The 26,210-nt window shown below is 41.3% G+C and carries 21 protein-coding genes and 1 tRNA gene; 8 read left to right on the forward strand and 14 right to left on the reverse strand.

Annotated features, from left to right (window positions below; all coding sequences use genetic code 11):
* The first annotated feature begins 202 nt into the window (after window positions 1-202).
* The 3 genes from surE to lpxB are packed head-to-tail and all read left to right on the forward strand — an operon-like array spanning window position 203 to window position 2,347.
* Window positions 203-976: a 5'/3'-nucleotidase SurE gene (surE, locus tag ACTJKG_RS21345; RefSeq protein WP_172335688.1), complete on the forward strand. Its 774-nt coding sequence runs from the start codon at window positions 203-205 to the stop codon at window positions 974-976.
* Window positions 969-1,238, forward strand: coding sequence for a hypothetical protein (locus ACTJKG_RS21350; RefSeq protein WP_172335689.1), 270 nt, complete (start codon window positions 969-971; stop codon window positions 1,236-1,238). Before surE ends, ACTJKG_RS21350 begins: the two co-directional genes overlap by 8 nt.
* Window positions 1,235-2,347, forward strand: a complete 1,113-nt coding sequence (gene lpxB, locus ACTJKG_RS21355; RefSeq protein WP_440740365.1) for a lipid-A-disaccharide synthase — start codon at window positions 1,235-1,237, stop codon at window positions 2,345-2,347. Before ACTJKG_RS21350 ends, lpxB begins: the two co-directional genes overlap by 4 nt.
* Window positions 2,348-2,605: 258 nt before the next feature.
* On the opposite strand, the gene ACTJKG_RS21360 is transcribed toward lpxB, so the two are convergent.
* The 3 genes from ACTJKG_RS21360 to ACTJKG_RS21370 all read right to left on the reverse strand — a co-directional run bounded on the left by ACTJKG_RS21360 (window position 2,606) and on the right by ACTJKG_RS21370 (window position 4,351).
* Window positions 2,606-2,734, reverse strand: coding sequence for a hypothetical protein (locus ACTJKG_RS21360; RefSeq protein WP_256367798.1), 129 nt, complete (start codon window positions 2,732-2,734; stop codon window positions 2,606-2,608).
* 30 nt (window positions 2,735-2,764) lie between these two features.
* A complete protein-coding gene (locus ACTJKG_RS21365) occupies window positions 2,765-2,938 on the reverse strand; it encodes a hypothetical protein (RefSeq protein ID WP_172335692.1) in 174 nt (57 codons plus the stop codon).
* A 216-nt stretch (window positions 2,939-3,154) separates the two neighbouring features.
* Entirely contained in the window at window positions 3,155-4,351 is a 1,197-nt protein-coding gene (locus tag ACTJKG_RS21370) for an MFS transporter (RefSeq protein ID WP_216650571.1), read from the reverse strand.
* Window positions 4,352-5,104: 753 nt separating this feature from the next.
* Here ACTJKG_RS21370 and ACTJKG_RS21375 point away from each other — a divergent pair.
* Window positions 5,105-5,178: transfer RNA gene (locus ACTJKG_RS21375), tRNA-Ala, on the forward strand.
* A gap of 296 nt (window positions 5,179-5,474) precedes the next feature.
* Window positions 5,475-7,361, forward strand: coding sequence for an SIR2 family protein (locus ACTJKG_RS21380; protein ID WP_440740366.1), 1,887 nt, complete (start codon window positions 5,475-5,477; stop codon window positions 7,359-7,361).
* 139 nt (window positions 7,362-7,500) lie between these two features.
* Here the strand turns inward: ACTJKG_RS21380 and ACTJKG_RS21385 are convergent, their stop codons facing one another.
* The 7 genes from ACTJKG_RS21385 to ACTJKG_RS21415 all read right to left on the reverse strand — a co-directional run bounded on the left by ACTJKG_RS21385 (window position 7,501) and on the right by ACTJKG_RS21415 (window position 16,507).
* Entirely contained in the window at window positions 7,501-9,360 is a 1,860-nt protein-coding gene (locus ACTJKG_RS21385) for a restriction endonuclease subunit S (protein ID WP_440740381.1), read from the reverse strand.
* A 1-nt stretch (window position 9,361) separates the two neighbouring features.
* Window positions 9,362-10,981, reverse strand: a complete 1,620-nt coding sequence (locus ACTJKG_RS21390; protein ID WP_440740367.1) for an HsdM family class I SAM-dependent methyltransferase — start codon at window positions 10,979-10,981, stop codon at window positions 9,362-9,364.
* 4 nt (window positions 10,982-10,985) lie between these two features.
* A complete protein-coding gene (locus ACTJKG_RS21395; RefSeq protein WP_440740368.1) occupies window positions 10,986-14,051 on the reverse strand; it encodes a type I restriction endonuclease in 3,066 nt (1,021 codons plus the stop codon).
* A 174-nt stretch (window positions 14,052-14,225) separates the two neighbouring features.
* Complete coding sequence (locus ACTJKG_RS21400; protein ID WP_440740369.1) at window positions 14,226-14,669, reverse strand: hypothetical protein; 444 nt, start codon at window positions 14,667-14,669, stop codon at window positions 14,226-14,228.
* A gap of 117 nt (window positions 14,670-14,786) precedes the next feature.
* Window positions 14,787-15,437 (reverse strand): HlyD family efflux transporter periplasmic adaptor subunit, encoded by a 651-nt coding sequence (locus ACTJKG_RS21405; RefSeq protein WP_440740370.1) that lies wholly within the window; start codon window positions 15,435-15,437, stop codon window positions 14,787-14,789.
* Between the two features lie 37 nt (window positions 15,438-15,474).
* Entirely contained in the window at window positions 15,475-16,077 is a 603-nt protein-coding gene (locus tag ACTJKG_RS21410) for a DUF416 family protein (RefSeq protein ID WP_440740371.1), read from the reverse strand.
* Window positions 16,078-16,081: 4 nt separating this feature from the next.
* Complete coding sequence (locus ACTJKG_RS21415; protein ID WP_440740372.1) at window positions 16,082-16,507, reverse strand: hypothetical protein; 426 nt, start codon at window positions 16,505-16,507, stop codon at window positions 16,082-16,084.
* 19 nt (window positions 16,508-16,526) lie between these two features.
* Here ACTJKG_RS21415 and ACTJKG_RS21420 point away from each other — a divergent pair, with 19 nt between their 5' ends.
* A complete protein-coding gene (locus tag ACTJKG_RS21420) occupies window positions 16,527-16,706 on the forward strand; it encodes an NAD(P)-dependent oxidoreductase (RefSeq protein ID WP_440740382.1) in 180 nt (59 codons plus the stop codon).
* Here the strand turns inward: ACTJKG_RS21420 and ACTJKG_RS21425 are convergent.
* From ACTJKG_RS21425 to ACTJKG_RS21440, 4 genes are all read right to left on the reverse strand, one after another.
* A complete protein-coding gene (locus tag ACTJKG_RS21425) occupies window positions 16,655-16,813 on the reverse strand; it encodes a hypothetical protein (RefSeq protein WP_440740373.1) in 159 nt (52 codons plus the stop codon). The two genes, ACTJKG_RS21420 and ACTJKG_RS21425, sit on opposite strands and share 52 nt — an antisense overlap.
* Window positions 16,810-17,232: a DUF5958 family protein gene (locus ACTJKG_RS21430; RefSeq protein WP_440740374.1), complete on the reverse strand. Its 423-nt coding sequence runs from the start codon at window positions 17,230-17,232 to the stop codon at window positions 16,810-16,812. Before ACTJKG_RS21430 ends, ACTJKG_RS21425 begins: the two co-directional genes overlap by 4 nt.
* Window positions 17,233-17,816: 584 nt before the next feature.
* On the reverse strand, window positions 17,817-21,347 hold the full coding sequence (locus ACTJKG_RS21435) for a DUF6443 domain-containing protein (RefSeq protein WP_440740375.1): 3,531 nt from the start codon (window positions 21,345-21,347) through the stop codon (window positions 17,817-17,819).
* An 18-nt stretch (window positions 21,348-21,365) separates the two neighbouring features.
* Entirely contained in the window at window positions 21,366-24,731 is a 3,366-nt protein-coding gene (locus tag ACTJKG_RS21440) for a hypothetical protein (protein ID WP_440740376.1), read from the reverse strand.
* 333 nt (window positions 24,732-25,064) lie between these two features.
* Here ACTJKG_RS21440 and ACTJKG_RS21445 point away from each other — a divergent pair, with 333 nt between their 5' ends.
* Complete coding sequence (locus tag ACTJKG_RS21445; RefSeq protein WP_440740377.1) at window positions 25,065-25,532, forward strand: hypothetical protein; 468 nt, start codon at window positions 25,065-25,067, stop codon at window positions 25,530-25,532.
* Window positions 25,533-25,667: 135 nt separating this feature from the next.
* Window positions 25,668-26,108 (forward strand): lantibiotic dehydratase, encoded by a 441-nt coding sequence (locus ACTJKG_RS21450; protein WP_440740378.1) that lies wholly within the window; start codon window positions 25,668-25,670, stop codon window positions 26,106-26,108.
* The last annotated feature ends 102 nt before the right edge of the window (window positions 26,109-26,210 follow it).

Raw genomic sequence — 26,210 nt, forward strand, 5'->3', positions numbered from 1 at the left:
TGTCTGTGAGGGCACAGACGACAGGGGAAAAATTCATTTGTCATCCTGAGGAACGAAGGATCTATTATTGAATAAGTATAGCGGTAAGCAGATTCTTCACTGCGTTCAGGATGACAAAGTTTATTACGGTTAACGTTTAAAGTCCTCTCCTTTGGAGAGGATTTAGGAGAGGTTTTCCCTCAAATATCAGTAATTTCGCAGCATGAATAAAGCGAAACCAACCATACTTGTTGTAAACGACGATGGCATAACTGCCCCTGGTATAAAAGTGCTGATGGAAGCCATGGGCGAGATAGGCCGGGTAGTGGTAGTAGCACCTGATAGTCCGCAATCGGGCATGGGTCACGCCATTACTATAGGTAAGCCACTGCGTTTGGATAAGGTGGATCTGTACGAAGGTATTGAAATGTACCGCTGTTCGGGCACCCCAGTTGATTGTGTAAAGCTGGCCGTAAATAAAATATTTAAAGGTCAAAAGCCCGATCTGTGTGTATCCGGCATCAACCATGGTTTAAATAACTCCATCAATGTATTGTACTCCGGCACCATGTCGGCCGCTGTGGAAGGCGCAATAGAAGGCATCCCTTCCATAGGTTTTTCTTTAGATGACTATACCCTACAGGCCGATTTTAGTCACTGCGTAAAATATATTAAGGAATTAGCCTTACAGGTTCTGGCCAATGGCCTGCCGCAGGCTACCCTGCTCAATGTAAATTTTCCGAATACCCCTCACCTAAAAGGAATTAAAGTATGCCGCCAGGCGGCTGCCAAATGGGCCGAGGAATTTGACGAAAGGGTTGATCCGCATAAACGACCATACTATTGGCTAACCGGTGTTTTTCAACTAAATGATGGTGGCGAAGATACCGACGTTTGGGCACTGGAGCACAACTATGTATCGGTAGTCCCTGTTCAGTTTGATATGACGGCGCACCATGCTATTCCTTATCTAAATAATTGGAAATTCAATGTTTAAGCACAATACCGTAACGGCAGGCACCATTTATGGCGCCATATTACCGGCCATAAGTCTGTTCATTTTTCTGTACCTGTTAAAAGGCAATTTTTTATTGTTCAATAAACCAGGTACGCCGTATCTGATAGCTATTGCTTTAAATTTGTTGATTATCAGATGGTATGCCAGAAAAAAGTTGGATAAAACCGTGATCGGTATAGCAGCCGTTACTTTTATATTTATGCTGGCCATATTTGTATTTAAACTGCAGCCTATACGATGAGATATTACCTGGTAGCCGGCGAAGCCTCGGGCGATATGCATGGGGCCAATTTAATGAAGGCCCTAAAAACGCTCGACCCCGATGCGGAGTTCCGATTTTTTGGCGGCGACCTGATGCTCGCCGAAGGCGGCACCCTGGTAAAACACTACCGCGAAATGGCCTATATGGGCCTGGTAGAAGTGATCGTAAATTTGCCGGCCATTCTCAAAAACATCAAAGAGTGCAAGCAGGATATTCATGACTGGCAGCCCGATGTGCTTATCCTTATTGATATACCCGGCTTTAACCTTAAAATTGCCGCTTATGCACAAACCATCGGGTTAAAGGTAAATTACTACATATCGCCCAAGGTTTGGGCCTGGAACCAGAAAAGGGTGTTAAAGATCAAAAAGCTAGTGAACCATCTTTTCTGCATACTGCCTTTTGAGGTTGATTTTTACAAAAGCTGGGGCATGGAGGTTGATTATGTGGGCAATCCGCTGCTGGATGCTATCGCCGCTTTTAAACCCGATCCCGACTTTTTGCAGCAGCATCAGCTCAACGGCAAAAAGATCATCGCGTTGCTACCCGGCAGCCGTAAGCAGGAGATCAGCAACCTGCTGCCCGAAATGATAGGCATTGCCAATCGTTTTCCGGATCACCAGTTAGTAATAGCCGGTGCGCCATCCTTTAAACAGGATTATTACGATCAGTTTTTAGGAGGTAAAAATATCCCGGTGCTGTTTAATACTACGTACAATTTATTGAGCCATGCCGAGGCCGCAGTGGTAGCCTCGGGCACAGCCACATTAGAAACGGCCTTGTTTCATGTACCACAGGTGGTAGTTTATAAGGCCAATCCGCTAACCATAGCCGTTGGCCGCATGGTAATCAAGGTAGAATTCTTATCGCTGGCAAATTTGATTGTTGGCCGTGGCATTATTAAAGAGCTGATACAGGAAGATTGTACAGCTGCCAGGATCAGCGAGGAGGTTAACCTGCTGATCAATAATAAAGCATACCGCCAAAAAGTACTGGCCGATTATAACGAACTGGACCAGCGCATGGGCCAGCCAGGCGCCTCAGAAAAAACAGCCGGCCTGATCGTTAAATACGCTCAAAACAAATAAAGCCCTGCTTACACAGGGCTTTATCTTTTCATAGGTATGATGTATATATGTTGATCAGGCAGCTGACAATGTTTGTCGTGTGGCTGTCTGTTGATTGCTTTGTTTAAATCTGTTCTTCGCTCTGAAATTTCTAAGATCTTCTAATAAAATATCTAACAACTGGTTATCAAAGCGGGTTATCAATTTACTTGCAGATGGTGTTTTATAATTTTTCATAGCTTGTGTTGGTGTTGTAGGTAAGTGTTTAGTTTGTAATGATTAAGCGGCAGTTGGCAATAAAGGTGTTCTGCTTTTAATAGCTTTCAGATCGTTCATGATGATCTTTCTTAACTGGTTATCAAAATTGGCAACTAATTTACTGATTGATGGTTTTTTGGTACTTTTCATAGTTTTAGTTTTTGTGTATTTTAAGTTTCTTTAATTCTTCTTTTTATCGTCGTCGTCTTCGGTAAGGTTATCCTTCCTGCGTTTGGCTTCCTTGTATTGCCTTAGTATCTGTTCTTTATCACGCTCATCTGATGTTTTTGTCGGCTCTATCGGATTCTCCCATTCTTTCTCTTCTTCCTTAATGGTTTTCTTTATAGCTTTCATAACAGTTACATTTAATAACTATTATTCCAAATCAGTGCCAAAAAATTGATTGCAGCAGAAAAAAGTCATCAAAATCTGTAAAAAAAATTACAATTTGATGTAAATGACTGTATTTGAGATACTTTTATATCGACGGAAAAATCTGTTTTTGTAGACAGCGCTCATGCTTACATAACCAAAAAAGCGTACGTTAACCGAACAATGCGTACAGTAATGCTAACTCCGGACGTTTTCTTTATAATTAATAAAGTGGGCGATCAACGCGATAACCGCTAACCCACCGCCAATGGCACATACCCCCGCCCACCCGTAATTATTCCAAAGCAAACTGGCCAGGAATGTTCCGGATGCACCGCCCACGAAATAAGACACCATGTATACCGTATTCAAACGGTTGCGGGCCTCGGGTATCAAAGCAAAAATGATAGATTGGTTAGAGATGTGCGTGGCCTGTACCCCCATATCCAAAACAATTACGCCTATAATAAGTCCGGCAATGCTACTGCTGGAGAAATAAAAGATAATATAAGAGATGAGCACCAGCAATAAAGTATAGCCGGATAACTTATAAGGATTCATTTTGTCGCTCAGGCGGCCCATTAAACCTGCTGCCAGCGCACCAAAGGCCCCCACCAGTCCAAAGGCTCCTGCTGCCGCGCTGCCCTCGTTAAACTGGGGCTGTTTTAATAAAAACACAAGGGTAGTCCAAAAGGCGCTGAAACCAGCAAAGCACAAAGCCCCCCTGAAAGACGCCATGCGGAGTTTGGGCTGTGTTTTTATTAAATGAATAAGCGAGGTCATCAATTTTTTATAGTTGCCTTTATAATCAGGCTCCACCTCGGGTAAAAAGAAAAATATCATCAGCCACATAGCCGCCATTAGGCCTGTAGCTATATAATACATACTTCGCCAGCCAAAATGCTGCCCAATAAAACCGCTCAGTGTACGGGAAAGCAATATACCTATCAACAATCCACTCATCACAAAGCCCAGTTTTTTACCCCGTTCATGCGGTTTAGCCAAATGGGCAGCCATGGGAATTAATAATTGTGGTATAATAGAGGATAAACCCAATAAAAAGCCGGCAATGGTTAGCACCAATATAGATGGGGCAAGCGCGCTGACCAATAAAGCAAAAATTACCAGGATAAAATCCAATAATATTAACTGTTTGCGTTTTACCATATCTGCCAGCGGTACAATAAACAATAGTCCGCTGGCATAACCAATTTGCGTAAACAGGGATAATTGCTGGGCCTTTTTATCGGTGATACCAAAAGTGTGTGCGATATCGGCGAGCAAAGGTTGGTTATAATAGATGTTGGCTACCACCAAGCCGGTAGCAATGGTCATGATCCATAAAGTAAATGATGTTAAATGCGGGTGTTCTTTAGCGGTATCGGTAGCGGTCATGATCAATAAAATATAAAATCACCTGCAAAAGTGACAAAGCATTTTTAAAATGATGCTTGTTTAAAGTAATTTTTCTTTCACAACAAACAATAAGATAGAATTTATGGAGTTTAATATTTTGATAAAAAGAATTGATTTGCAATTATTTTTTTGAGAAACAGACCTATTAAAAAGAGAATTTCATCAATTTGTTAGAATTTTTATCAAAAAACCATATAAAAATCAAGGCATATCTTATTTTAATACGTTTTTTTAACATTTTTTTAACATAAAATATAGCCCTAAATAAAAATTTTAAAAAAAACAGGCTTGTACTATAAATAAATAGACACAAAACTTACTAATAATACAAAGCGAGATAAAAAAATTTAAAATTTATCACATTATTAAAGTTTTATTAGTATTTTTGATAATCAAATACAAAACAGACAAGTATTTGATAAATGTTACAAAAAAATTACAAAATAAAATTGGTGAATTTGAAAACTTAGTGTTACTTTTACACCATAATAAAAAAAACGATAAAAAAGTCTTCTCATAATTTAGGTTTATAATTGGTTAGTAAAGGCCCCTGCCCATCAGGGGCTTTACTTATTTTAAGAGCTTAGGTTTCCTGTTACCATCCATCTCAGTTTTACTTCTTTTTAAAGTTCTGTAGATAACAATGTTATTGCTACTGATAGGGAATAATAAAAAATTATTAACAAGAGATTTTGTTTTACTGCATAATGTGATATATTTGCAGCCCAATCCGGGGGATTAGCTCAGCTGGCTAGAGCGCTTGCATGGCATGCAAGAGGTCATCGGTTCGACTCCGATATTCTCCACCTGATAATCAAGCACTTACGAAACGACGTAGGTGCTTTTTTTTGTCAGTACCCTCCCAGTACCCTCCAAAATCAATTTAAACAGGTTTAAAACAGCTTCCAGTACCCGCTACTTTAAATCAATTGATGTTATTTTAAGGCATTACTCATAAGTGAGAATTTCAGATTAACCTACTTATAAAGCGTTGTTATGATTCTATGGTAAGTTGCTCCATCATTTGGGATAGGTGCAAGCGTCGGAAATGTTGTGCACCATATGCTTCGTATATAATTGCGCTGTACTGCTATATTTGTTTATGGAGCAGAAAAACTTGTTTGAAGCAATACGTAAAGAGGATGTGGTCATTTTTGCCGGAGCTGGCTTTTCTCGATATGCGGGCTACCCATTAGGTGGAGAGCTTGGCAAACTTTTGGTTGATAAGCTTGGACCTGATGAACGATCTAAAGTTTCAGTAAGTGCGCCGCTTGATTATTTAGCTGAGGAAATTATACGGATCAAACATGGTTCGCGCGATATAATTAACCAGGCATTAAAAGATATTTATTGGGCACCAGCCCAGTCAACAGCAGATCATGATCTCCTCGTTTCAATCCCACACTTCAGAACAATCATCACCACTAACTATGACCGTCTTTTTGAAGATGCTTACAAGGATGACGCTTTACTCATATTTAAAGAAACCGAAGTAAGCAGTTGGGATGATAAACGGGTGAACATCCTTAAAATTCATGGTGACCTTTCAGATGAATCATCAATTATACTCACAAGAGAGGATTATTCACGCTTTTACAGGCAGGATTATTCATCGCCATTTTGGGCAACCATTATAAAGGCAATCGCAACTAAAACCATTCTTTTCCTGGGATACGGTTATGAAGACCCTAATGTGTGGTCAATCTTTCAACATGTTTACGATTACCTGGGAGACAACCGGAAACCAGCCTATTTCGTTAGTCCCGCCGCGAGCGATGAGAAGATTCAGTTTTTAAATTCAAAAGGCATTCATTATATCAGTCATACCGGGGAAACGTTTTTGAACGCGTTATTAGCAGATATTAAAGAACACATATTTGAGGATATGCGCAATAAATGGCTCAGCCCCGAAACCTTCCGAAAATTTACCAGTCGTCAACGCCTTGCTATATCGTTAAAGGATGCAGGTGAAAGCTACCAAGTGCAATCCATTGAAGGCAAAGATGGTGAGCCAATGCACGGCAACATGAAATTTAAACACGCTTCAGACAGTGATTTTGACAAACGTTTTCAAGCTTTTTTCGAGCAAGGCCAAACAGCTGAACTTGTATTTGGTGAGACGGAACTTGCTACGTTCCGAATGGATGTCGAGGGTCTTAAACTTTTCGGTGAAGGCGAGTTAGGAAAAGTATCTCTTATAAAAACCCCAAAAATCATACCTTTTGACCTCGTATTTTCGGCAGATGGTTTTGAAATGAGGAACTTAACTGCGCAAATCTATACAGGTAAAAAATCGATAAATATTCGCACTAAATTGCACACCCTAAGTTTTCAGTTAACCATAGATTTTTCAAATCAAGGTGATCCCGATGCCAACTGGTCAATGGAACATGACGCTATCTACAGAAACGTTAATGAGGAATTGGAAGTGCATGGGTTTCTTAAACATTTCTTTTCTCAAAAAGTAGCTACCATCTACCTTGGCAAGGATAATAAATTTGTTAAGCAATGCCCGACTTATGACGAACAACGCATAAAAGATGCAGAGACCCACCTTAATTATTTCATAGGTCTTAAAAACGTTGAGAAAGCGTTTGGGGTACGATTTACCGATTTTTATCCGATTGATCAGGACTCGGTAGATGATCTGAACTGGATACTTCACGTCATCAACGGCGGCAGGTTTGAAAAAGGTGAATCGATGGAGCTTACCTTTGGAGAATTATCGACAGAGACAATAGCAAATTTAGAGAAGCTCAAAGATAGTGAAGCACCAATGGAATTAACAATGAACAGTGATCTCACCATGTTGCTTCACAACCAACGCTTGCCAGTGCCAGGTGCGCATACCGAAATCCCTTTCCCTGAAGTTACCAATATTGATGAACTTCGTAATGGTGGGAAAGTTCTAAAAGTTAAAAGCAGAACCGGCACAATCTATCAACGCTTTCTGTTGGACCCTTTTCCATCGGTGATTGAAGATGAATAGATTCTTCTAAATTCATTTTACGCTTATTAAAATTAAGAGCTGAACATGATTGATACGATATTGTTAAAAAGAACGATTCTCCAATAATCGATTTTGCAATTAAAATCATAAGTTAACTTATGAGTATGGACCAGATTGGTTATTTCTTGCTTTTTGCCCGTTTTAAAAGTTGCCCAAATCCCCGAGGTTGGATTTGATTCATTTTTAAGAATTGGAGGCCACTTTCAATTTGCGCTATGCTGTACCGTTGTTTACGATCACTCCACTTATAAAAATCTGCAATCAACTCTTCATCTGTAGTCTGGCGAGCCTCGATTATCCTATTGTTCCATACAGCATAAAGTGTAGCGATTATTTCAGTTTCTGCTTCTGTTAATTGGTTTAAAATCTCAAATAATGTACTTAACCTACTTTGTGCAGGCGCAAAATATCCCAGGTAATACTCTTCAATTTTTCCCTGGTTTTCCATTGGAATGAATTGCTTGTCTTTACAATCAAACCATTTTTGCTTGCGGAAGTCGTCGTAGATAGTATGCATGAACCTATTATCATACGGACCCGCAGCCTGGTAATAGTAATTTAGGTTCAAGTCAGCTTCGATAAGGTGTTCTGCCAGGAATTGAACCTTTTGGAACTTGATTTCAGTAAAGTTAGGATCTGCTATGAATATAGCAACAATCTTCCCCGCCAAAACCTGTTTGGCAAATGCTTTTTTATTAGCAGGTATATTGAGCGGTTCTGCTGTGATGTGAGCTTTTTGTGGTGTTGCCGCTATCAATGCATCCGCTTCGTAAGATGCACCACTATCGTTCACCGTAACCTGGCCATTCATCAGCATCGGCAGCAGCCAGTCGCGTAAAGCAGCGAGTTGTTGGTTCTGTTGAAAGATTATATATTTTCTATCTACTACTGATTTTATCTTATCGCTAAAGTGAATCAAAACAGAGCTGGACGGTAAAATAAATTTTAGTGTTTCAATATTAGTCCTTGTAATTTGAGGTTGACCAGAGCCAGTTATAATTTTTGATAGTCCCGCCCAGTGCAGCATTTGAAAAATAAATTCTGAATGCATTTCCGTAGATGTCGATTTAATAACCATTGCATTGCCCGTAATCCAAGATTTTGGAATTGTTCGCAAAATATTCCCGCAACTATTTCCGCGACATGTAACTACTATTTCACTTTCTTCGTGATTGTATTTATCATATTTTCCAACAATTCCGTTTGCCCCAAAAACAAAATACTCCCCATCATTAATCATTTCTTTTTCGGAAATCGTCTGAGACTGATAAATATCAAAGAAAGAAAAACCTTTCACCTCCCATCCTTCGGGAATTTCCCTTTTCAATATCTCATTATACAACATCTTCCCACCAGAAGATTTATAAGGCTTCTCATTAGCATCTGGAAAATCAAACTGTACAAACCAGTAATCATACAGAGTCTTTGCCATCTGTTCCAACTCTGCAATGATACGGTTATTGAGTTCTATTTTTTCATGTATACTAAACAACAGGTCTCCTATTTTCTTTTGTTCTTCAAAGGGCGGCAGTAACAAATCTAAATATGAAAATATCTGCTCATTGAGACTCGCTCTCAACGTCATTATGGCATTATTGGTCATTGTTTTTCTAAACAAATCACTCCTTAAATAGAATGCCATAAACTTATGATAGGTTATGTCTGTTTGCTTTGGTCGCACCCTTTTTAAAAAGCCGCTGAAGGTAGCTTTAGGATAATCCTTGACAGCAACGGAACTCATTCCCAGTTCATTCAATGTTTCACTTGTCCTGGTAAGAAATATATCCCCTTCCTGAATTGAATAAATCGCTTGTTCGTCCTTGGTAGTAGCCATCAAATCAGTCAGTGCATCTGGCAAAAAATGACTATTGAATACTGTTTTAAAAGAAAGGAAAGGCGCTCCATGTCCAGCTTGTTCAGGTTTGGTTGAGATTCCTGAACTCATTGCATACAGATCGCTAAATTTATATGATTTCACCTTATTCAAACCTTACCCCCTTTAACTGTTTCATAATTTCCTTATCCAGCTTTTCGCCTGCTTTAAATAAGCCGCTGAGTCGGTCTTCAAAGCCCTGCATTCTTACTGAAAACTCATCGGAAGTGATATCTGTATAGTCAATCTTTACTTCAAAATACTGACCGGCAGAAAAACTGTAATTCTTCTCAATGATCTGCTCTTTGCTTACTACTACAGAAAAATCTGGTGTCGCCAGCTTTTTATTCATTGCATCAATAATGAGGCTTTCTTCCTGGGGTGTGAGTACCGTACGCTGATTTTTGCCTTCCTTCACCGTTTCACCCAGTTTTGAAGCATCCACCAGTACAACTTTGTTTTCATCTGCCTTTTTATCGATGAAAAGGATAGATACGTTAGTGCCTGTGCTTGCAAAAATATTGCTGGGCATACTAACCACGCCCCGTAACCAGCCCCGCTTCACAAGGCCTTCCCGTATCTTGCGCTCAATACCACTTTGCGCGGTAATAAAGCCGGTAGGTACCACGACTGCGGCTTTACCATCAGGTGTCAGACTGTATATAATATGCTGGATAAAGAGTAGGTAGATTGCCATGCTCTCTTTCTTGGCATTAGGGACATTGGGAATACCGGCAAAAAAACGCTCCTTAAAACTATCCTTAGTCAAGTCCTCACGGTAATCCGAAAAGTCCAGCTTAAAGGGTGGGTTGGATACGATATACTTAAACTTCTCCTTAATATAGGAAGGCTGCAGGATCGTATTGCCTTTGATGATATTGGGTATAGAATGCGAAAGATTATTCAAAATAAGGTTCAGCCGCAGCAGGTTCGCCGATTTTTGAGAAATATCTTCAGAATAAATGGTGCAGTTTTTCTCGCCGATGGCATGGGCAATATTCATAAGCAAAGTGCCCGATCCTGCACTAGGATCATACACGGTGGCGTTGTTGATACTGCCAGTATTCACCAGGATCGCCGCCATAATTCGGGCTACAGCATGGGGGGTATAGTACTCCGCATACTTACCCCCACTGTCGCTGTTGTAGTCTTTAATCAGGTATTCAAAAATAGTGGCGAAGAAATCGTATTTCTCGCTGAACATTTTTTCAAAGCTCACATTCACCAGTTTATTGATCAGCGCCCTGCAAAAAGCATCTCTTTGCGAAGGGTCGCGGATAAATTGACTCAGCAGATCAAACATCTTGTCCTTTACTCCCGACGTGGATTTTACCGAATACAAGGCTACATTCTCGGTACTGATGTTGAGCAGAGTGCCATCAAAGTAAGTTTCTGCAAAATTGGCTTTGTTGGAATTATTGAACAGGTAAGTGATCAATTGCTCCGGTTCCAGTTTGGCTGCTCTATTGCCGATCCGCCCGCGCAGGAATTTCTTTTTGTCTTCCGGCATGGCCTCATAGGCTTTCTGGAAATCGTCTGCATTGGCAAGGTCTTTATCTATCTTTTTGGCTTCGTAAATAAATTTATCATTCAGGTATTTATACAAAAATACCTGGGTAATGATATTGAATTCGCTGGCATCATTGCCCAGACCATAATTGGCGCAAACACTTTTCAGGTCGTCAATCAGGGTCTTGGTCTTTTTTATAAATTCTATCTCCGTCATCTCTTTATCTGTAGTAGTTGTATTGTTGTAAATATTCTTTTACGATCAAATGGTTAATCGTTTCCGTTGTATTGTAATCCAGGTTAATTTTCTTGGTATCGATAAACTGGTTGATGACGATGCTCATCACTTCGTCGTTAAAATATCCATCATTCTGCAACAGGTTTAGATTTTGTAGGAATATAGCATCCACTTGGGCTTTGGTACCCATCAGCGCATCATGCACCTGTATTTCCTTAGCGGGCATTTTATAGTCCGCCATCAGCCGTTTATGCACGCGGGCATACTTTTCGTCCTGCTCATACTTGGCTTTCAATAGAGCATTTTTGCGATTCAGCTCTTTTACCTCATCATAAATGCGTAGCAACAGCCCTATGTTTTCCCGCATATCCTCCTGGTTTACTTCGTCCAGATTCTTGTTTTTAAAAATGCGCTCCAGCTCTTCTTTCAGGCTTACAAATGCCGGGTCTTTGGGATCAAAATTGCGTTGCAATTCCTCACGGGTCCGGCGTAGCTGATTCCGTAGTTTATCAGCCAGTATCATCTCCTCTTCAGACACCTTGGTAAACTGGAAGAAGATATCTTCCAGGGCGGTGTTTAGCAGGTTGGATGTATCGGCATCACTATTGATGCCTTCCACCAGATTCAAAATATCCAGACGGCGCTGCACCTCGTTCAGCAATTGATTTAACTTATGGAAGTCCACCAGGTCCAGCAAAGCCTCGTTGCCTTGCAGGCGGATTATATTGCGCAACTCTTTGGCATCATTCAACACTTTGAGGAGTTCCAACAACTGCTTTTTATCCCGGATACCGTCTATCTGCAAACGAAAATTTTCAGCGTTGTGAGTGTCGAACTGGAAAAGCTTATCCTTGATGTGTTCGATATCGCTGGTTATTTCTTCCTGAGATTTAAATAAATTAGAATAGTTACCCATTTCATCGCCCAGCTCTTCCTGCAGTTCTTCAAAATACTGCTGATTCGTAGTTTTAAACTCTTTGGTAATGTCCGCGAAATCTACAACATAGCCGAAGCGGTAATTTTTATACGGCCGATTTACACGGGTAAGTGTTTGTAATAGGTTATGATTTTTAACCACCCTTGCCAGGTAGAGTTTTTTCAATCGCTTGGCATCAAAGCCGGTCAGTAGCATGTTGTAGACAAACAGGAGGTCGAGTTCTCCCGCTTTAAATGCCTTTATGTCCTCCTCACGTATGCCTTTACTGTTGACATCATGCAATATCAAGCTGGCTTTTAGCGGCGAATCATTCCCGTAGGGAACATCAGGCTCAATTGCATGGGCATATACCGGTTTTTGAATGCCGTATATTTTTTCAAATTGCTCAAAAAGTTCTTTGGCTTGTTCTGAACTATCGCAAACTACCATTCCTCCCAGGCTGTCATCTCTGTTCGTTTTCCGGAAGGCTTTCAGATCCTTTAGAATATAATTAAGCATGGGTTCTGCAAATTTGGGATGTGCAAAGATTTCACTTTTGGAAATTTCGCCCTGCAACACTTGTATCTGTTGCATCACATCTTTCATCTGCATTTTATAAGTGGTGCTGATGGCTTCGCGAATCAAACGCAGGGTATAGCCATCTGCTATAGACATGTTATAGTAATACTTGTGGATGTAATTGCCAAATAATGCCTTGGAATCATATTCCTTGGTTACTTCCCGTAATAAAGGCGTGCCAGTCAAGGCAATTTTAATAGCCAAATCGTCAGACTTTAGCAAGTTGACCAGGTAGCTGCCTTTAGGGTTATAGCTCCTGTGCGCTTCGTCAATAAAATAAATCCTTTGGATGTTAATATCATAATCCAGCTCTTCCTGCACTTTGCTGTCTTCAGAGAATTTCTGGATATTAACTACTGAAATTTCCAGCTCACCCGCGTTGTTTTGAATTGCACTCACCGTTTTCATGTCGCGGATAAATTCGCTGCGGGAGCTTACCATCTTTACGATCAACCCACGGGAACGGAATTCATTCCTCGCCTGTATCGCTAAATCTAAACGGTCTACAATGAAGTAAAATTTGGGAATTGTGCTTTGCTGCTGGAAATAGTGCGTAAGGAATTTTACATTAAAAAATGCCAGTGCAGTTTTTCCGCTGCCTTGTGTATGCCAGATGATGCCTTTCCTGATTCCTTCATTCAATTTTTGCTCAATGGCTTTGGTGGCAAAGAACTGCGGGTAGCGCATGATATGCTTTTGTATCTTGATCTGCCCATCTTTTTCTTCCTCTATATAAGCAATGCCAAACTTCAGCAAGAACTTCAGCCGTTCTTTGTTCAGCAGCGAGGTTAATACCCGGTTAGTGGGCGTATCGAAATGTTTGTTGGTCTTGAATTCCTCTGTATGCTTGATGGCAACAATATTGTTATCCTTCAATACCAGATTTTCCAGATCCGAATTCTCATGTTTCAGCAGATGGGTGAGGTTCAAGATTTCCTCTTCCCGGAAATAATTGAATTGAACCCCGTTTTTAGAAGGAGTTCCATAATAAGCACCCATTATCGGCTCGGTTACCCCATCTTCATACTCCATATTATTGGAGAAGATCATTAACTGCGTGATATTAGTAAAGGCGTTGAAATCCTTTAAGGCAAACCTTTTATTGATCCGGGTACGCTCTGCCAATACGCCTTCGCGATTGTTCGGCTTTTTTACCTCAATAAAGACCAGGGGCATGCCATTAATCAACAGCGTAATATCCGGGCGGAATTCTTCATCCCCATTCTTGTATGTCAGTTCCGTGGTAATATGAAAGCTGTTCTTGTTGAAATCTTGAAGATCAATCAGCCGCAGCCCTGACGTATTTACCAGGTGTTTGTAGAAATCGCGCCCGAGGTCATCGTATTTTAGTTTAAGGCTGATTTCCTCCAAAACAGTAGCAGCTTCCTGCTCTGGAATATTGTTAATCGTCGCAATACTTTGTTTAAAAATATTAGGGAAAATATTTGTCTCTTCGTTCCTTTGCTGTTGTCTTCTGGGAATGTATTCGTAACCTAATCTGCATAGATGCAGTAGGGCGGGTATTTTGACTCTTGAATCTTCATTGAATGACATAATTAATCCCTAAAGGCATTAGGCTAAAAATGGTATTAGCTGCAGGTGTAAAGATGTTGTTTTTTGGCGACCTCCGCAAGAATACCAGCTTAAATCGTGACTAAAGACCGGCGAATAAAAACAACGTATATTGTTTTCGAGACTGTTATGATATAATAATTATTGTAATTACAATTAATTTGAAAAATTTGAACCCAAACTCAAATACCACAACGGCCTGCTGCCGTCAGTGGGGCAGGCGATATCAAAGCGCAACGGGTAACCGGCAAGTGTGGTGCGGGCACTGAGCTTGCGCCGGATGGAGTGGTCACGTTCATCAGAATCTCCACCTTTTATGGCTTTTTCGAGTTCTGTTTTAATGCCAGCGACAGACTTGTCTTTTTCAGTTATGTATGCTTCCACTTCAATGGGAAAATTACGGATAGCAACTGCGCCCAAGTGAATAGATGAGCCTGAACCGAATAGAAAACTCACATTATCTAATTCAAGATAGTTCTTGAGCATCAATTTTACTTTTTCGATTATCTTCCCCTGATCGGAAATCTCCGATATCCAGTCGGATAGTTTATCAGTACTACCAAAATATATTTTGTTTTTATCGGGATCGAAGAAGTCCATTATGGTGATAAGATTAAAATGTATGCGTCCGGTTACCAGGTTTAGTTTTAAAAGATTAGGCAATTTAGTTAATATTTTTATTGATTATTATTTAATCCGCAGATGAAAAAGCATAAACTATTTATCGTTTGTAACTATTCTTAAATTATCAAACAATCTTCCGACAAACATTCGATCATCCGTAATAATATCAGCGCTTCCTCTTAGCTCAGATTTGACATCTAAAGCTGAACCAAAGTTGGCCTTAAGAGAGTTCGGCAGACTAACAGTGATCAGATAGTTATTTATAAAAGCGTTGTTCTTATCTCTTGACTGGTTGGTGGTTAATGATAGACTTTGCACCTTTCCTTTTATGGTACCATATTGCTGGTATGGATAGTTTTCCAGTTTAACAATTACTTCCTGACCAATTTTTATTTTACCAGCACCACTAGAAGGAAGGATCAATTCACCGGATGGTTTGTTTTCTTTTGAAACAACGCTAAATATTTCCTGCCCCTGTGAGATAAATTGATTCTCGCGCCAAAAATCAAGAAATTGTACATTGCCATTTGCAGGACTAATAAACTCAAATTTCTGTTGCCAGGAGGAAATGGCATCCAGTAGATCGTTGTATGCGGAAGCAAGTGCTATTTTTACCTGTCGTTCTTTATCATTTTTTTGAATTCCGATTTGTTGAATCTTGTTGGCGTTATCGGCGAGTTGTTGTTTTTGTGAATAAATAGCATTGAGAGGCTTATAAAACCATCTTGTCAGCAGCAGCAACATTTATTATAAAACAAGAGGATTTAAACTTTATATGAACTTAATATGGAAGTAGGCTAAAGTCAACAATTGGAGTTTGGTCTCTTAAAATATTGATAGAACTCACCATTTCAGCATCACTCATTTTGCTCAATGAAATTGCTAAATCTTTTTGCCTTTTTTTCTCGGCAACCATAAACCTATCATTAGCAATTTTTATTTCAAAATCAGGGTCTTGATAGCCCATGTCATCTCTTTCTTGGATATACATATCCACCGTGTCTCTTGCGTATGTTGCAACATCAATGATATTGTCAAGCTTATGATCAAGCAAGTAGCTTAATGTGCTATAAACTGAAGTGCATGCGTCCAGCACAAAGGATGTCAATATTCCTGGAAACTGTTCGGTATCAGGAGTGATTAAATCGACCTCGGAAATAGCATCTTCTATGAACCGTAAATCCATTTTATCGGGGTGAAGAATCGATTCATAAATAAGTACAATTGCTTGCTGTAGTACTTCGTTGTTACCCCAACCATTTTGGTTTTGAAATAATACATAATTCGGATAAAGTCTTTCGGATGTAAGTACTGCAAACAATAATCTTCCTGTATGGGAAAGCTTAATTAAATCAACTTCTATTTCCTTTCTATAAATATCCATTTCTTTATTTTTTTATAAATAAATATTCCTTGGGTAACTTCAATGGAGTCGCTGCTTTTATCCCAAAACTTTCGATTGCAACATTACAATTTGCACAAACAGGTCTACTGGCACCGATACTTCTTATACTCAAATTATTAACTCGTAAATGATCTAATACCGTTACTTCAGCATGACCATTACCTTTTGCCTCAACTTCTCCTGGCTTGAGCATTGCTCTTTGCGCGGCCCTTAGTCTCGGTTCACTTGATCCAACGACTCTTATTTGATTACCTTGTTCGTCAACAGCATCGGCAACTGCAATAGTAGTCCTTGTCTGAGTTGCGCGGAACGGCTGCATGTATCTCTGAGGCTCTCTCTCAGCTCCTACTTGGACAGCCGCTTCCTCAACATAAGCAGCTGTTGAAGCTTCAACAGCTGTTGTTGTCACCGCCTTAACAGACAACCGAATCGCCGGTGCCGCCCTTGACGTCTACGACACCGAACCCCTACCTGGTGAACATCCGCTGCGGATTTTGCCGAATGTCCTCGCGACGCCTCATATCGGTTATGTCACGGAGCATACTTACCGGGTGTTTTATGGTGATACAGTGAAAGCCATTGAAGCGTGGTTAGCGAAAAGACCCTGACCTTGTAAACAGAAAGGGAGCGCCATATGGGCGCTGTCCTGTTGCGCTGTTTGCGCTTTGGCTGTGAAGGCCGTGTTTAGCAGTAGTAATAGGATTAGGTTCTTCATTGAATTTTTTGTTTGATTGCTTTAATATTTTGCTCATTAGACAAGTCCCAGTACCACCATTTATTAGGATTTTCTTTCTCTGCATTAAAGCGTCTAATGTAGGCGCTTTTGAATAATGATATAAACAATATCAAAACCTTTTCCAATTCATTGTCGGGCAAGCTTCTTATTTTATCCAATGATGAGCGGCTCAACCCATTTTTAAGTAGTACACAAGGAGTAAATGTAGGCTTCAAACCGCTATCAGATATAGCAAGCTCAATATCGGCTTCAACAGGTTTTGATTGCAATATCAAATTAGATAAGCCATGCAGATAATTACGTAAATTCATATTGCCTTTCCATTTAGTTATAATCACATTTTTATCTAATAGTCCTTGACCATATTGATTTATTGAAATTTCTTCCTCTATATTCATTTAATAAAGTAAGGAATGAAAAGTAATATTAGATTTTGTTACATCAACGGGCCGGGATAGGCTACCTGACAACAGCAATCAATGAATAGCGAGTTTCGAAAGTCATATGCAGTAACAGGTTTTCGCTGTTACTGCTTAATCAAACTTAATTATTTGTCTAACGCCCGAGATGACAAGGACATCGCCGATGGCCTTATCTAACATGCCAAAACAATAATGATTTATAAAAAGTTAAAGCCCAATCTTTGTGTGGTTGGGCTTACTGGTTACTTATCTATCCTTGTTCATGCGCTACAAGCATACGTCAGCAGATGTTCATCTATAGATGTATGCAACAATACCGTAAAGTATTAGTATATAAAAGCAACTCAAAGTAATAATTTCCAAAGAATACTTCTTTAGCTTGACAGTAAACGTCACGTTGAGAGCTATATGTAAACACACAAATCCTATATATAGTAGCCAACTTTCCGTTTTATGATTATCATTAGATGCTAATCCTAAAAAGAACCCTGTCATGTAGTAGACTACAAAAAGTACCACGAACAGAATCGTGTTAACTATAAATAACTTAATTTGTTTCATTATTCTTTAACCGTTACTTGAATGTTATAATCCTTTTTCATTCGCTTTACAAAGTCGTCAATCACCTTCTTCGGGTCGCCTTTGCTATTTTTAAATGCTTTTAAAAACGCCCCTACATCCTTTATAAAAGATGTAGTTGAATGCGGGCCAAATACCCCACCTGATGTTTCCTTACTTGCAAAGTGTGCCTTTACTCCACCCATGGAATTTCCTGACAGGAAATCCTTGTCATGGTGGTCTGAATATGCGTCTACACCTTTGGGGTCACTGACTCCCCACGATTGATGAGGCCCCATATTATAGACGAAATCAATTTCGTTTTCTGCATCAGCAAATTCATCGGCATGTTGTTTAATCATTTCTAACAAGGCTTCGGTATAACCAGCACCAAATGCCGCCCCTCGGCTATGTGTATAGATTTGTATTTTCTCAGTTATTTTACCCGTTTTTGGATCTCTTGCAAGTTGAGCAAGTATCTTTTCGAAATCCTCTTTACCGATTTCGCGACCAGCATCTCTTCTTTTCTCAGGAACCCCTCCACCTTCTAGCCATCCTGCATTTCTAACCTCATGAGTGCTTCCGAAATTGTACATGTACCTGTCCCCATCAACATAAAATGAAGTTCCTCCTGGATTGGGGATTCCGGAACTGGCAATAGTTCTAAGTAGTTGCGCATCCCAATAGGAAGCATTACCTCTTTCTGAATCACCACCAAACACTCTACCATTTATAAAAATAGGTAATTCCCCATCTCTATCTATGAAGTTCACAGGGTTATTCAAAGAATATATATATGGCGAAACTATTTCTAGCAGCTGCGATTTAGGATCAATACTCGTCCACCTCGCAATCACCGGATCATAGAACCGTGCACCGTAATCATACAAGCCCAGGTTCTCCTGCAGCTCCTTCTTATTGTAAAGATACTCATTTTTCGGACTGGCCACACTGGTGCTGATCTCCATACCAAACGGATAATAATCATCTACCTGTACTTGCCTGGCTGTTCCCGTGCCGGTATCAAAGCTCACCCGGCTATTACCCAAATGGTCGGTCAACGTGTATTCGTAGTTATAGCTGGTGGCGTCTTTGGGCAAAGCCCTTCCTTCTTCTGTCTGGATAAAACTGATCGTTGATGATGCCGCTGTACCATCGTACTGGATGCCACCGATATAATCCGTCTTGGCTGTGTTTATTAGCCTGGACAGTTTTTGTCCTATAGCATCATAGGTATAGGTCGTGCTCTTGCCCGTGATCGTCTGCGGCAGGTTCAGCAGGTTATAGGCGATATTACTGATCCCTTTGCTGTTGTCACTGATAAGATTTCCATTGCCATCATACGCATAACTGGCTATCCCGCTTTTCTGTCCGGCATTGTTCGTAGTCGCATCCGTTACCGCCTGTAACTGGCTGCTGCCTGTAGGGTACGTATACGTCAGTTGATCGATCAGCGTGCCACCCTGGTAACGGTTTAAGCCCGTGATATTACCTAACGGATCATACGTGATGTTGTTCTCATGATTGCCCGTCGATGCCGCCGCCGCCGTCAACCGGTTCAGCTGGTCATAGACATATGCATAGTTCTTGGTCAGGCTGCCCGGCGTTCCCCAGTATTGGTAGGCGATATTGCCGTTATATTGTTTACTGCTGTTGGTATTGTAATACAGCTGCTCGGCAAACAACGGCGCACTGCTCGTATTCAGCCAGCCACGTTCATTATAGCCATAGGTGACCGTTTGTTTGAAGTTTGTGCTATCCGTGCTGTGCAGGTTCTTCTTCCATACCTGGCCAACCTCGTTATAAGCTGTTTGGGCGATCAGCGTCCGGATGTCTGCCGCCTGGCCCCCGTTCTGGATCTTTTCCCAGACTTTTGTCCTCCGGCCCATGTGATCATACATGTACTCATTAATGATCGTCAGTTTAGGTGTTCCTCCTGTGGCCGTGGTGAAATGTCTCCGGTTGATGCTGGTCACCTGGTCGTTGAAATTATACGTGTTCAGCACGACATCGAAGTTACCTGCGTTTACGGTACCGCCCAGGTAGTGTTGTTTATAGCTCCGGATGTTCCTGCCTTTATCATCATAATAGCTCACCTCCCAAAGCGTGTCCGGCTTGTCGTTGGCTATCGTATTCAGTACCGTCGTCAAACTCGCCGTCAGCAGCCCTTTGGTCATGGTACTCACACCATTGGTTACCAGGTAGCCTGCCGGAAGATTCGGGATATTATAATCATCATAATAGTTTATCGTTAACCTCTTGGTCAACACCGGGTAACTGCCCAGCACGTATCCTGTTGGATAAGTCGTGGTATTATTCGTCTGATCACGGGTATCCCATTGTGTTACCCCATAGATATTGTTTTGAAGGGTGGATAAGGCATATACCGTACCTGCATTCCACAGCCCGGTCATGATCACCCGGCCTAAAGCGTCATACTTGGTTACTGTCCATTGGTTGCTTTGTCTTTGCAGGCTATCCTGTGTCAATACCGGCTGGTCCAAACGGTTATATACCGTAAACTCCCAGCCCTTGCCCGGGATTTTTTTCTGCGTAAGCCGGTTACGTTCATCATAACGATATTGATAGCACAGGTTATTGAGCAATACCGTTGAGGGTAAGGCAATATCAGCAAGCGCTCTTGGTGGAAGCACGAAAGCCAGGTTACCCAGATCGTCATATACATAATACGTCGACAGGATCTGTAAAGTGGCAGCGACTGCCGGATTACTTTTAGCGGGTATATAGTTAAACGTCCGTTTCAGCACCACATGGCCCTCTTTGTCTTTATATTCTTCGGTAGTGCCGCCGCGGCCGCTTTTCCAGTTCTCGTCTTTGCTTACCGTTACATAAAGCTGGCCTGCCCCGTAATTGCTGCTCTTGGCTAAGGTCCGGCTTCCGTTCGCGTTGATCGTTGTGGTATAAAGCGCCGCCAGCATGGTATTCGCTGTATCTGTTATGTCCTTAATGTTATTTGTCGTATAGGCTATTTTCTGGGTGTGACCGGCAGCTGGCTGCCAGTCGATTCCCGGCGCACCTTGTTCTATCACCCGGTTCAGCGGGGATGGCTCGAAGTTGGTGATGGAGAACGGGTTGCTGATCGCCGTCACTCCCGCCGGTGGGGTAGCATAGAACTGGCTTTGACCCGCGCCTGTCGTCAACGCATCGGCTTTATAGCTCCCGGCGGTACCTGTCTGGGGTACATAGGGCAGGTATTTGACAGCTTCACGTCCAAACTGGTCATAGGCAAAAGGCTGTACGATATCGTTGCCTTGGGGCGAAGCCTGTCGTTGCACGGTTTGCAGGGGACGACCCAGACCGTCAAAATATTGTATCGTTGTCGCTACCTTGTTCTTATCACTGGCATTGGTATTCAATGCCGTATTGGTGGTCATGCCCGCAGCCCGGGGCATAAAGGTAGCCACATAGTTCTGAGCTGCCGTTGCGCCAGGCGGTGTCGTTTGGCTATAGGCTACAGGCCCTGCTGATAGGATCAGGGCAGATAGTATGCTGAATTTAAAGTGTCGTCTCATCCGGATAAGGTTGTAAATTTATTGGCCCGAATAGTGATAGGTAAAACTTTTGACGATGTTCCCGTCTTTGTCCTTGATATTCAACAAACGCTGGAAGTTGTCATATTCATAAGTAGTTGTTTCTCCTTTGGGATCGGTACTGCTCGTCATCCCCACCAACGGATCGTAGGTATACGTCGTCACTTGGGCGTCTCGCGGATAGATACGGATGTCATCATATGCATCTCCCCCGGTCATCGTAAAGCTTGAGGCTGTATAGCTCTGCTCTGATTTATACCTCCAGATCCCACCGCTTCTATACCAATAGCTGATGACATAAGTTCTAGTGTTTGGTCTGGTCCAATTCACTGCGGCATTAGTCGTAAATTTATTTCCGGTGTGCCCGACGCCTGTAACTATACCACTTCCTGTGCTCTCTTCAAATCCCTCATAATAAAACTCGGCTTCCGACGAATTCTTGCATTCGGCTACCGGGTATTCCTGGTTATAACCCCATTTATACCCTATTAGTGCTCCGTCCTTAGGAGTTAGCCGTACGGGGTTTCCCGTACCATCGTACTGATACGCTACCAGGTCTTCATATTGGTCATCATGAACATAACTTCCGTGCGATGACGGATAAGGCAGCTGCCCTTTGGCGCTTGCCGAAAATTTAAAGTTCGCCTGACTTATTGGAGACGTTTCCTTTAGTTTATAAGATTTGGTTAACAATCCCTTGTCGCCGTATTCATTGATCGATCCCGAAACGATACGGGTACCCTGGTTATCGGTTAAATAAACCACCTGTTCAATTGGCTTATTGCCTCCATTGGTAAAAATGGTTAATGGAACATAATCATCTCCATAAATATTGGCTTTTGTATAGGTTTTGCCGTCACTTTTTGTCGTAATATCCCTGGTTACAAGCAGGTTGAGTGGGTTATCATAATAAAAGTCATGGTTCACAACTACGGAATCTGTATTGCTATAGGTTACATCCCGCTGTTTATTCATGTAGTATAATGTCGCGGCCTCCCGGGCGGCGCCGACAAAGTTCGTTATAGCACTTTGAAAACCTTGTACATAGATCGGGATGGATGTCCAAAAATATTGACTGAACGTATTAGGGGCAGAAATTTTATAACTTCGTGTTGATCTTGTTAACAGTTTATTTTGGCTATCATAAACTTCTGTTCCCAGTAGATTACCCCGCAAAAAGTCCTGAGTACCGGTTGTCCCTAAGTTATGGTTGGCTACCGGCGTTTGAAACTCAGGGTCAAAATCACTATAATCTCTATAAGTTGTATAATAATTTACCGTTTTTGAATTATCGTTCCTTATTTCTTCTATTCGCTGGTAATTGATATAATTGCCCTGCGTTAGCGGGATAGTATTTACTGTTGAAGATCTTAATACGAATATGGCATCGCATTGATCTCCCAGGGGATTGCCATCTACGGTAAGATTGCTGTCAAAATAATAATAATACTTGGGATCAGCTCCGATCACCCCCGATGACAAATCACTATTATTCAATTTATACTTGTAAGTGGTAATCATATCACTAGCATGATTTATGCCGTCATAATTGGTAACTTTCTTCAGCCTGACACCTCCTCCGAAATCCATCAAGGCTTTGTAATAGTCCTTACCGGAAATATTGATGGATATCCTGTAAAGACAACCTACCTTGCGTGGATCTACCTGGGCAACGACGTCCGCCAGGAAATTGTCAAAAACATCATACGTACCGGCAGGAAAGGTTTTTTTTATTGGGGGATATGATCTCGTTTCCTGTAAGCAATCTCTGCCGTCATTGATCTCGATCGTACCTGTTGCGGTAATTTCCGCCTGGTGTGCTATCGTAAAGGTCCCGTCGATGTCTGGCCCATCACCCGTAGTATAATATTTCCAGGCGCTTACGGCCGGGATACTAAAATATACGGTTCGTTCATATCCAAAACTATAGTCATGAGGTTCGTACTCAAAAGTTGTTTGTCCGCCCGTTGGGTATTTTATATTTTTTAGAATACCACATACTGCAACAGAGGTGTTTACCCCCCTGTCAGCTGTTCCCACTGGTTGGTCGTTCATTCCCAAGGCTGGCGCGGTGATGATTGTTCTGGGAATAAGTGATCCATTACCGGCAGCGTTATAATAACCCCAGTGATCGATACCCATGTAATTGTAGGGAACATTCGGAAATGAATAATAATCAAAATTGTATTTGTTAAATACCCCTGCGCCTTTGGCATATTGTCTGAACTCCACCGGTACAGCACGTGTGCGCTCAGAAGGATTATTGTATTTTATAGCAAAAGATTTTAATGGTACCGCCAGATTGTTTAAGCTATAAACAGCAATGGAATCTAACTGTTTGTCCTTTAAGGTATATGTGCTACCGGTCTCCTGTATCTGATAAGGGTCATTCCGATCACTTGTAAAAAACTTCACTTTCGCTGATTTAGTTTCAACCTCACTTAAGTATATGACCTCGTGCCAGGTAGGATTTTTTGAGAAATTATTCATTGGTACGCTAGGACTCCCGCCAGAGGTGGCACAACTGGCAAGCCCCATGCTCTCAGATGGAAATTCCTGATACCGATAAACATTCGGAGTCCCCTGATAATGATAGTTGATATAATCTCCTCTTTCTGAGGTGGCGTTGGTAAGATACCAACTGGAGACCGTTTTGATCTCATAAGGTTGTGTAGCGACCGTTGCAGGTGTCCTGGACCATTCTTTATCGGAGAACGTATAGGTATCCCCTTCCGGTGTACTGATCACCCACGATTCAATACCAGCAATGATATTATGAGTTTGGTCATCGGCTCTGCTATAGGTGATTTTCAGATTTTGATAGGGCATGATGTGGATATCCCCACTAAAGTCCATATAAAATTGTCCGGAATAGTTCCCAACATGAAAACTGTATAAATCAGGCTGAAAATCAAACTGATTATGATTGATCCGGTCATAAACCTCAAAAGTGATCGTCCGCCCGCTCCTGAGTGTATTGTCAAAATCGGCAGCATCGGTCAAATTACTAAGATACCCGTACATATACGTATCATCCGGGAGTCCCCGCACCGTTCGGGTGATGACACCTCCGCCGCTCATGGTCCAGCCGGCACCTATCCAACCGGGAACTTCGGCTGGTTTGAATCCGTTGGAATTATATCTTAATTGAATATTTTCATCCAATGTCCCGGTTTGTAGATCAAAGACAGGAACGGATGCATTGACCGCTCCGGTAGATGAATTGCCGTAGTTATTAATAAATTTCCCCAGCGAGGCCGCTGTTGGAGACGGTGGGATAAACGTGTTGTTTTGTGTCGATTGTTGGGATAATCCGTTTAATGAGGCAGCTAAAAACGGCAGCAGGAGTATTAATTTCTTCACCATTATTTATTTTCTAGCTGTATTTTCATCAGCAGTTTATTCATTTTATTACTGAAATATAAGTTTTGTAAATTCCTAAACAGCTTTCTCAGGGTATACAGGAGCGTGGTAAGCTTCATTGAGCGCTCACGCATGCGGACATTATTTAAAGTTGTCATGTTTTATTGTGAATGATTTAGATATTATAAATATATACATATTATTTTGACACAAACAAGGCTATTTTTTATAAATAACTATTAGTTGTTATTTATAAATTATAAGGATTTTTTTTGCTTAATGATTGAGTAGACCTTCAGGCAAAATGGTTTTGGCAACAGCGAGATCGCATCCATTTTGAACGCTGCCTTCATCAAAAGTCGTTGTGGTTATAAAACCTCATTAAATGCCAGCGATATTCCTGAAGCCCATAAAGCCTTCTTCGAAAGACAACAACTATTCCATATCGACCCAAAAAACAGATGCTTTGTTCACGGTGGATTTAACAGGCACCTGTCTTTTGAAGCACAAGAAACAAGCGCTTACTATTGGGACAGATCACTGTGGGAGGAAGCCATCACACATTTTAGAATGAATGGAAACGCGGGAGAAACTTTTTTCAATGCTTCTAATTTTGAAGAAATCTTCATTGGACATACCACTACGACAAAGCTCGCCAGTACAGTCCCGCTTCGGATCGCAAACATTATCAATGTGGATACCGGGGCAGGGCACAGCGGAAGACTGACCATTATGGATGTTGACACCAAAGCCTATTGGCAATCAGATCCGACATCAGACCTTTACCCGGAAAACTTCAGATAAAGCATCCCTTCTTGCGATAGCCGAAGCCCTGTAGTAGCCTTGTCTCAGCATTTCGTCATTTCAATATTGCCAGTTAAACAAAGAATCTGGCTGTTCAGATAATAAAATTGTATTTCGACAGAAGCATTCAAGCCTATGAAGTTGCACCTATCTAAAAACCTGTTACTGCGAACCCCACAATTCGCTACCCGTTCACGCTTACAAGAAAACTGGGAAGCTTTGAAATTATCGATAAAAGATTCATCGAAAGAATTTTTTGACCAAATTGAAAATATAAGAATTGAAGATTTGGATGGATTGCCGGTTCACTTTAAAAATACGATCTGGAAATACTTTAACCGGGCATCTTACCGGGCAACTCCATACGGAAGTTTCGCATCAGTCGGTATGATGATGGACTTGGATGAAAATAATAGTAGGGCAGTGATTAGTTCAATACAACAGGTTCATGACTATCCCGATTGGACAAGCAAAGATCAGGTCAATTTTTCATTCGAAGAACTTATAAAAAACGACGCAAAATTATTCACCAACAGCTCTTTTTACAAGATTGGAGATCAGTGGATATACCAATGATATTGACCCCTCTTCGCCAATCTAAAGTGACCCCTCTGAGTTAGGGTTTGAAAGAGAGTAAAGTTGTTGTACAGATAGGCTCCTGGGAGCGGATGTTTTTGT

This window comes from Mucilaginibacter sp. 22184 (assembly GCF_052045695.1).
Classification (GTDB): Bacteria; Bacteroidota; Bacteroidia; order Sphingobacteriales; family Sphingobacteriaceae; genus Mucilaginibacter.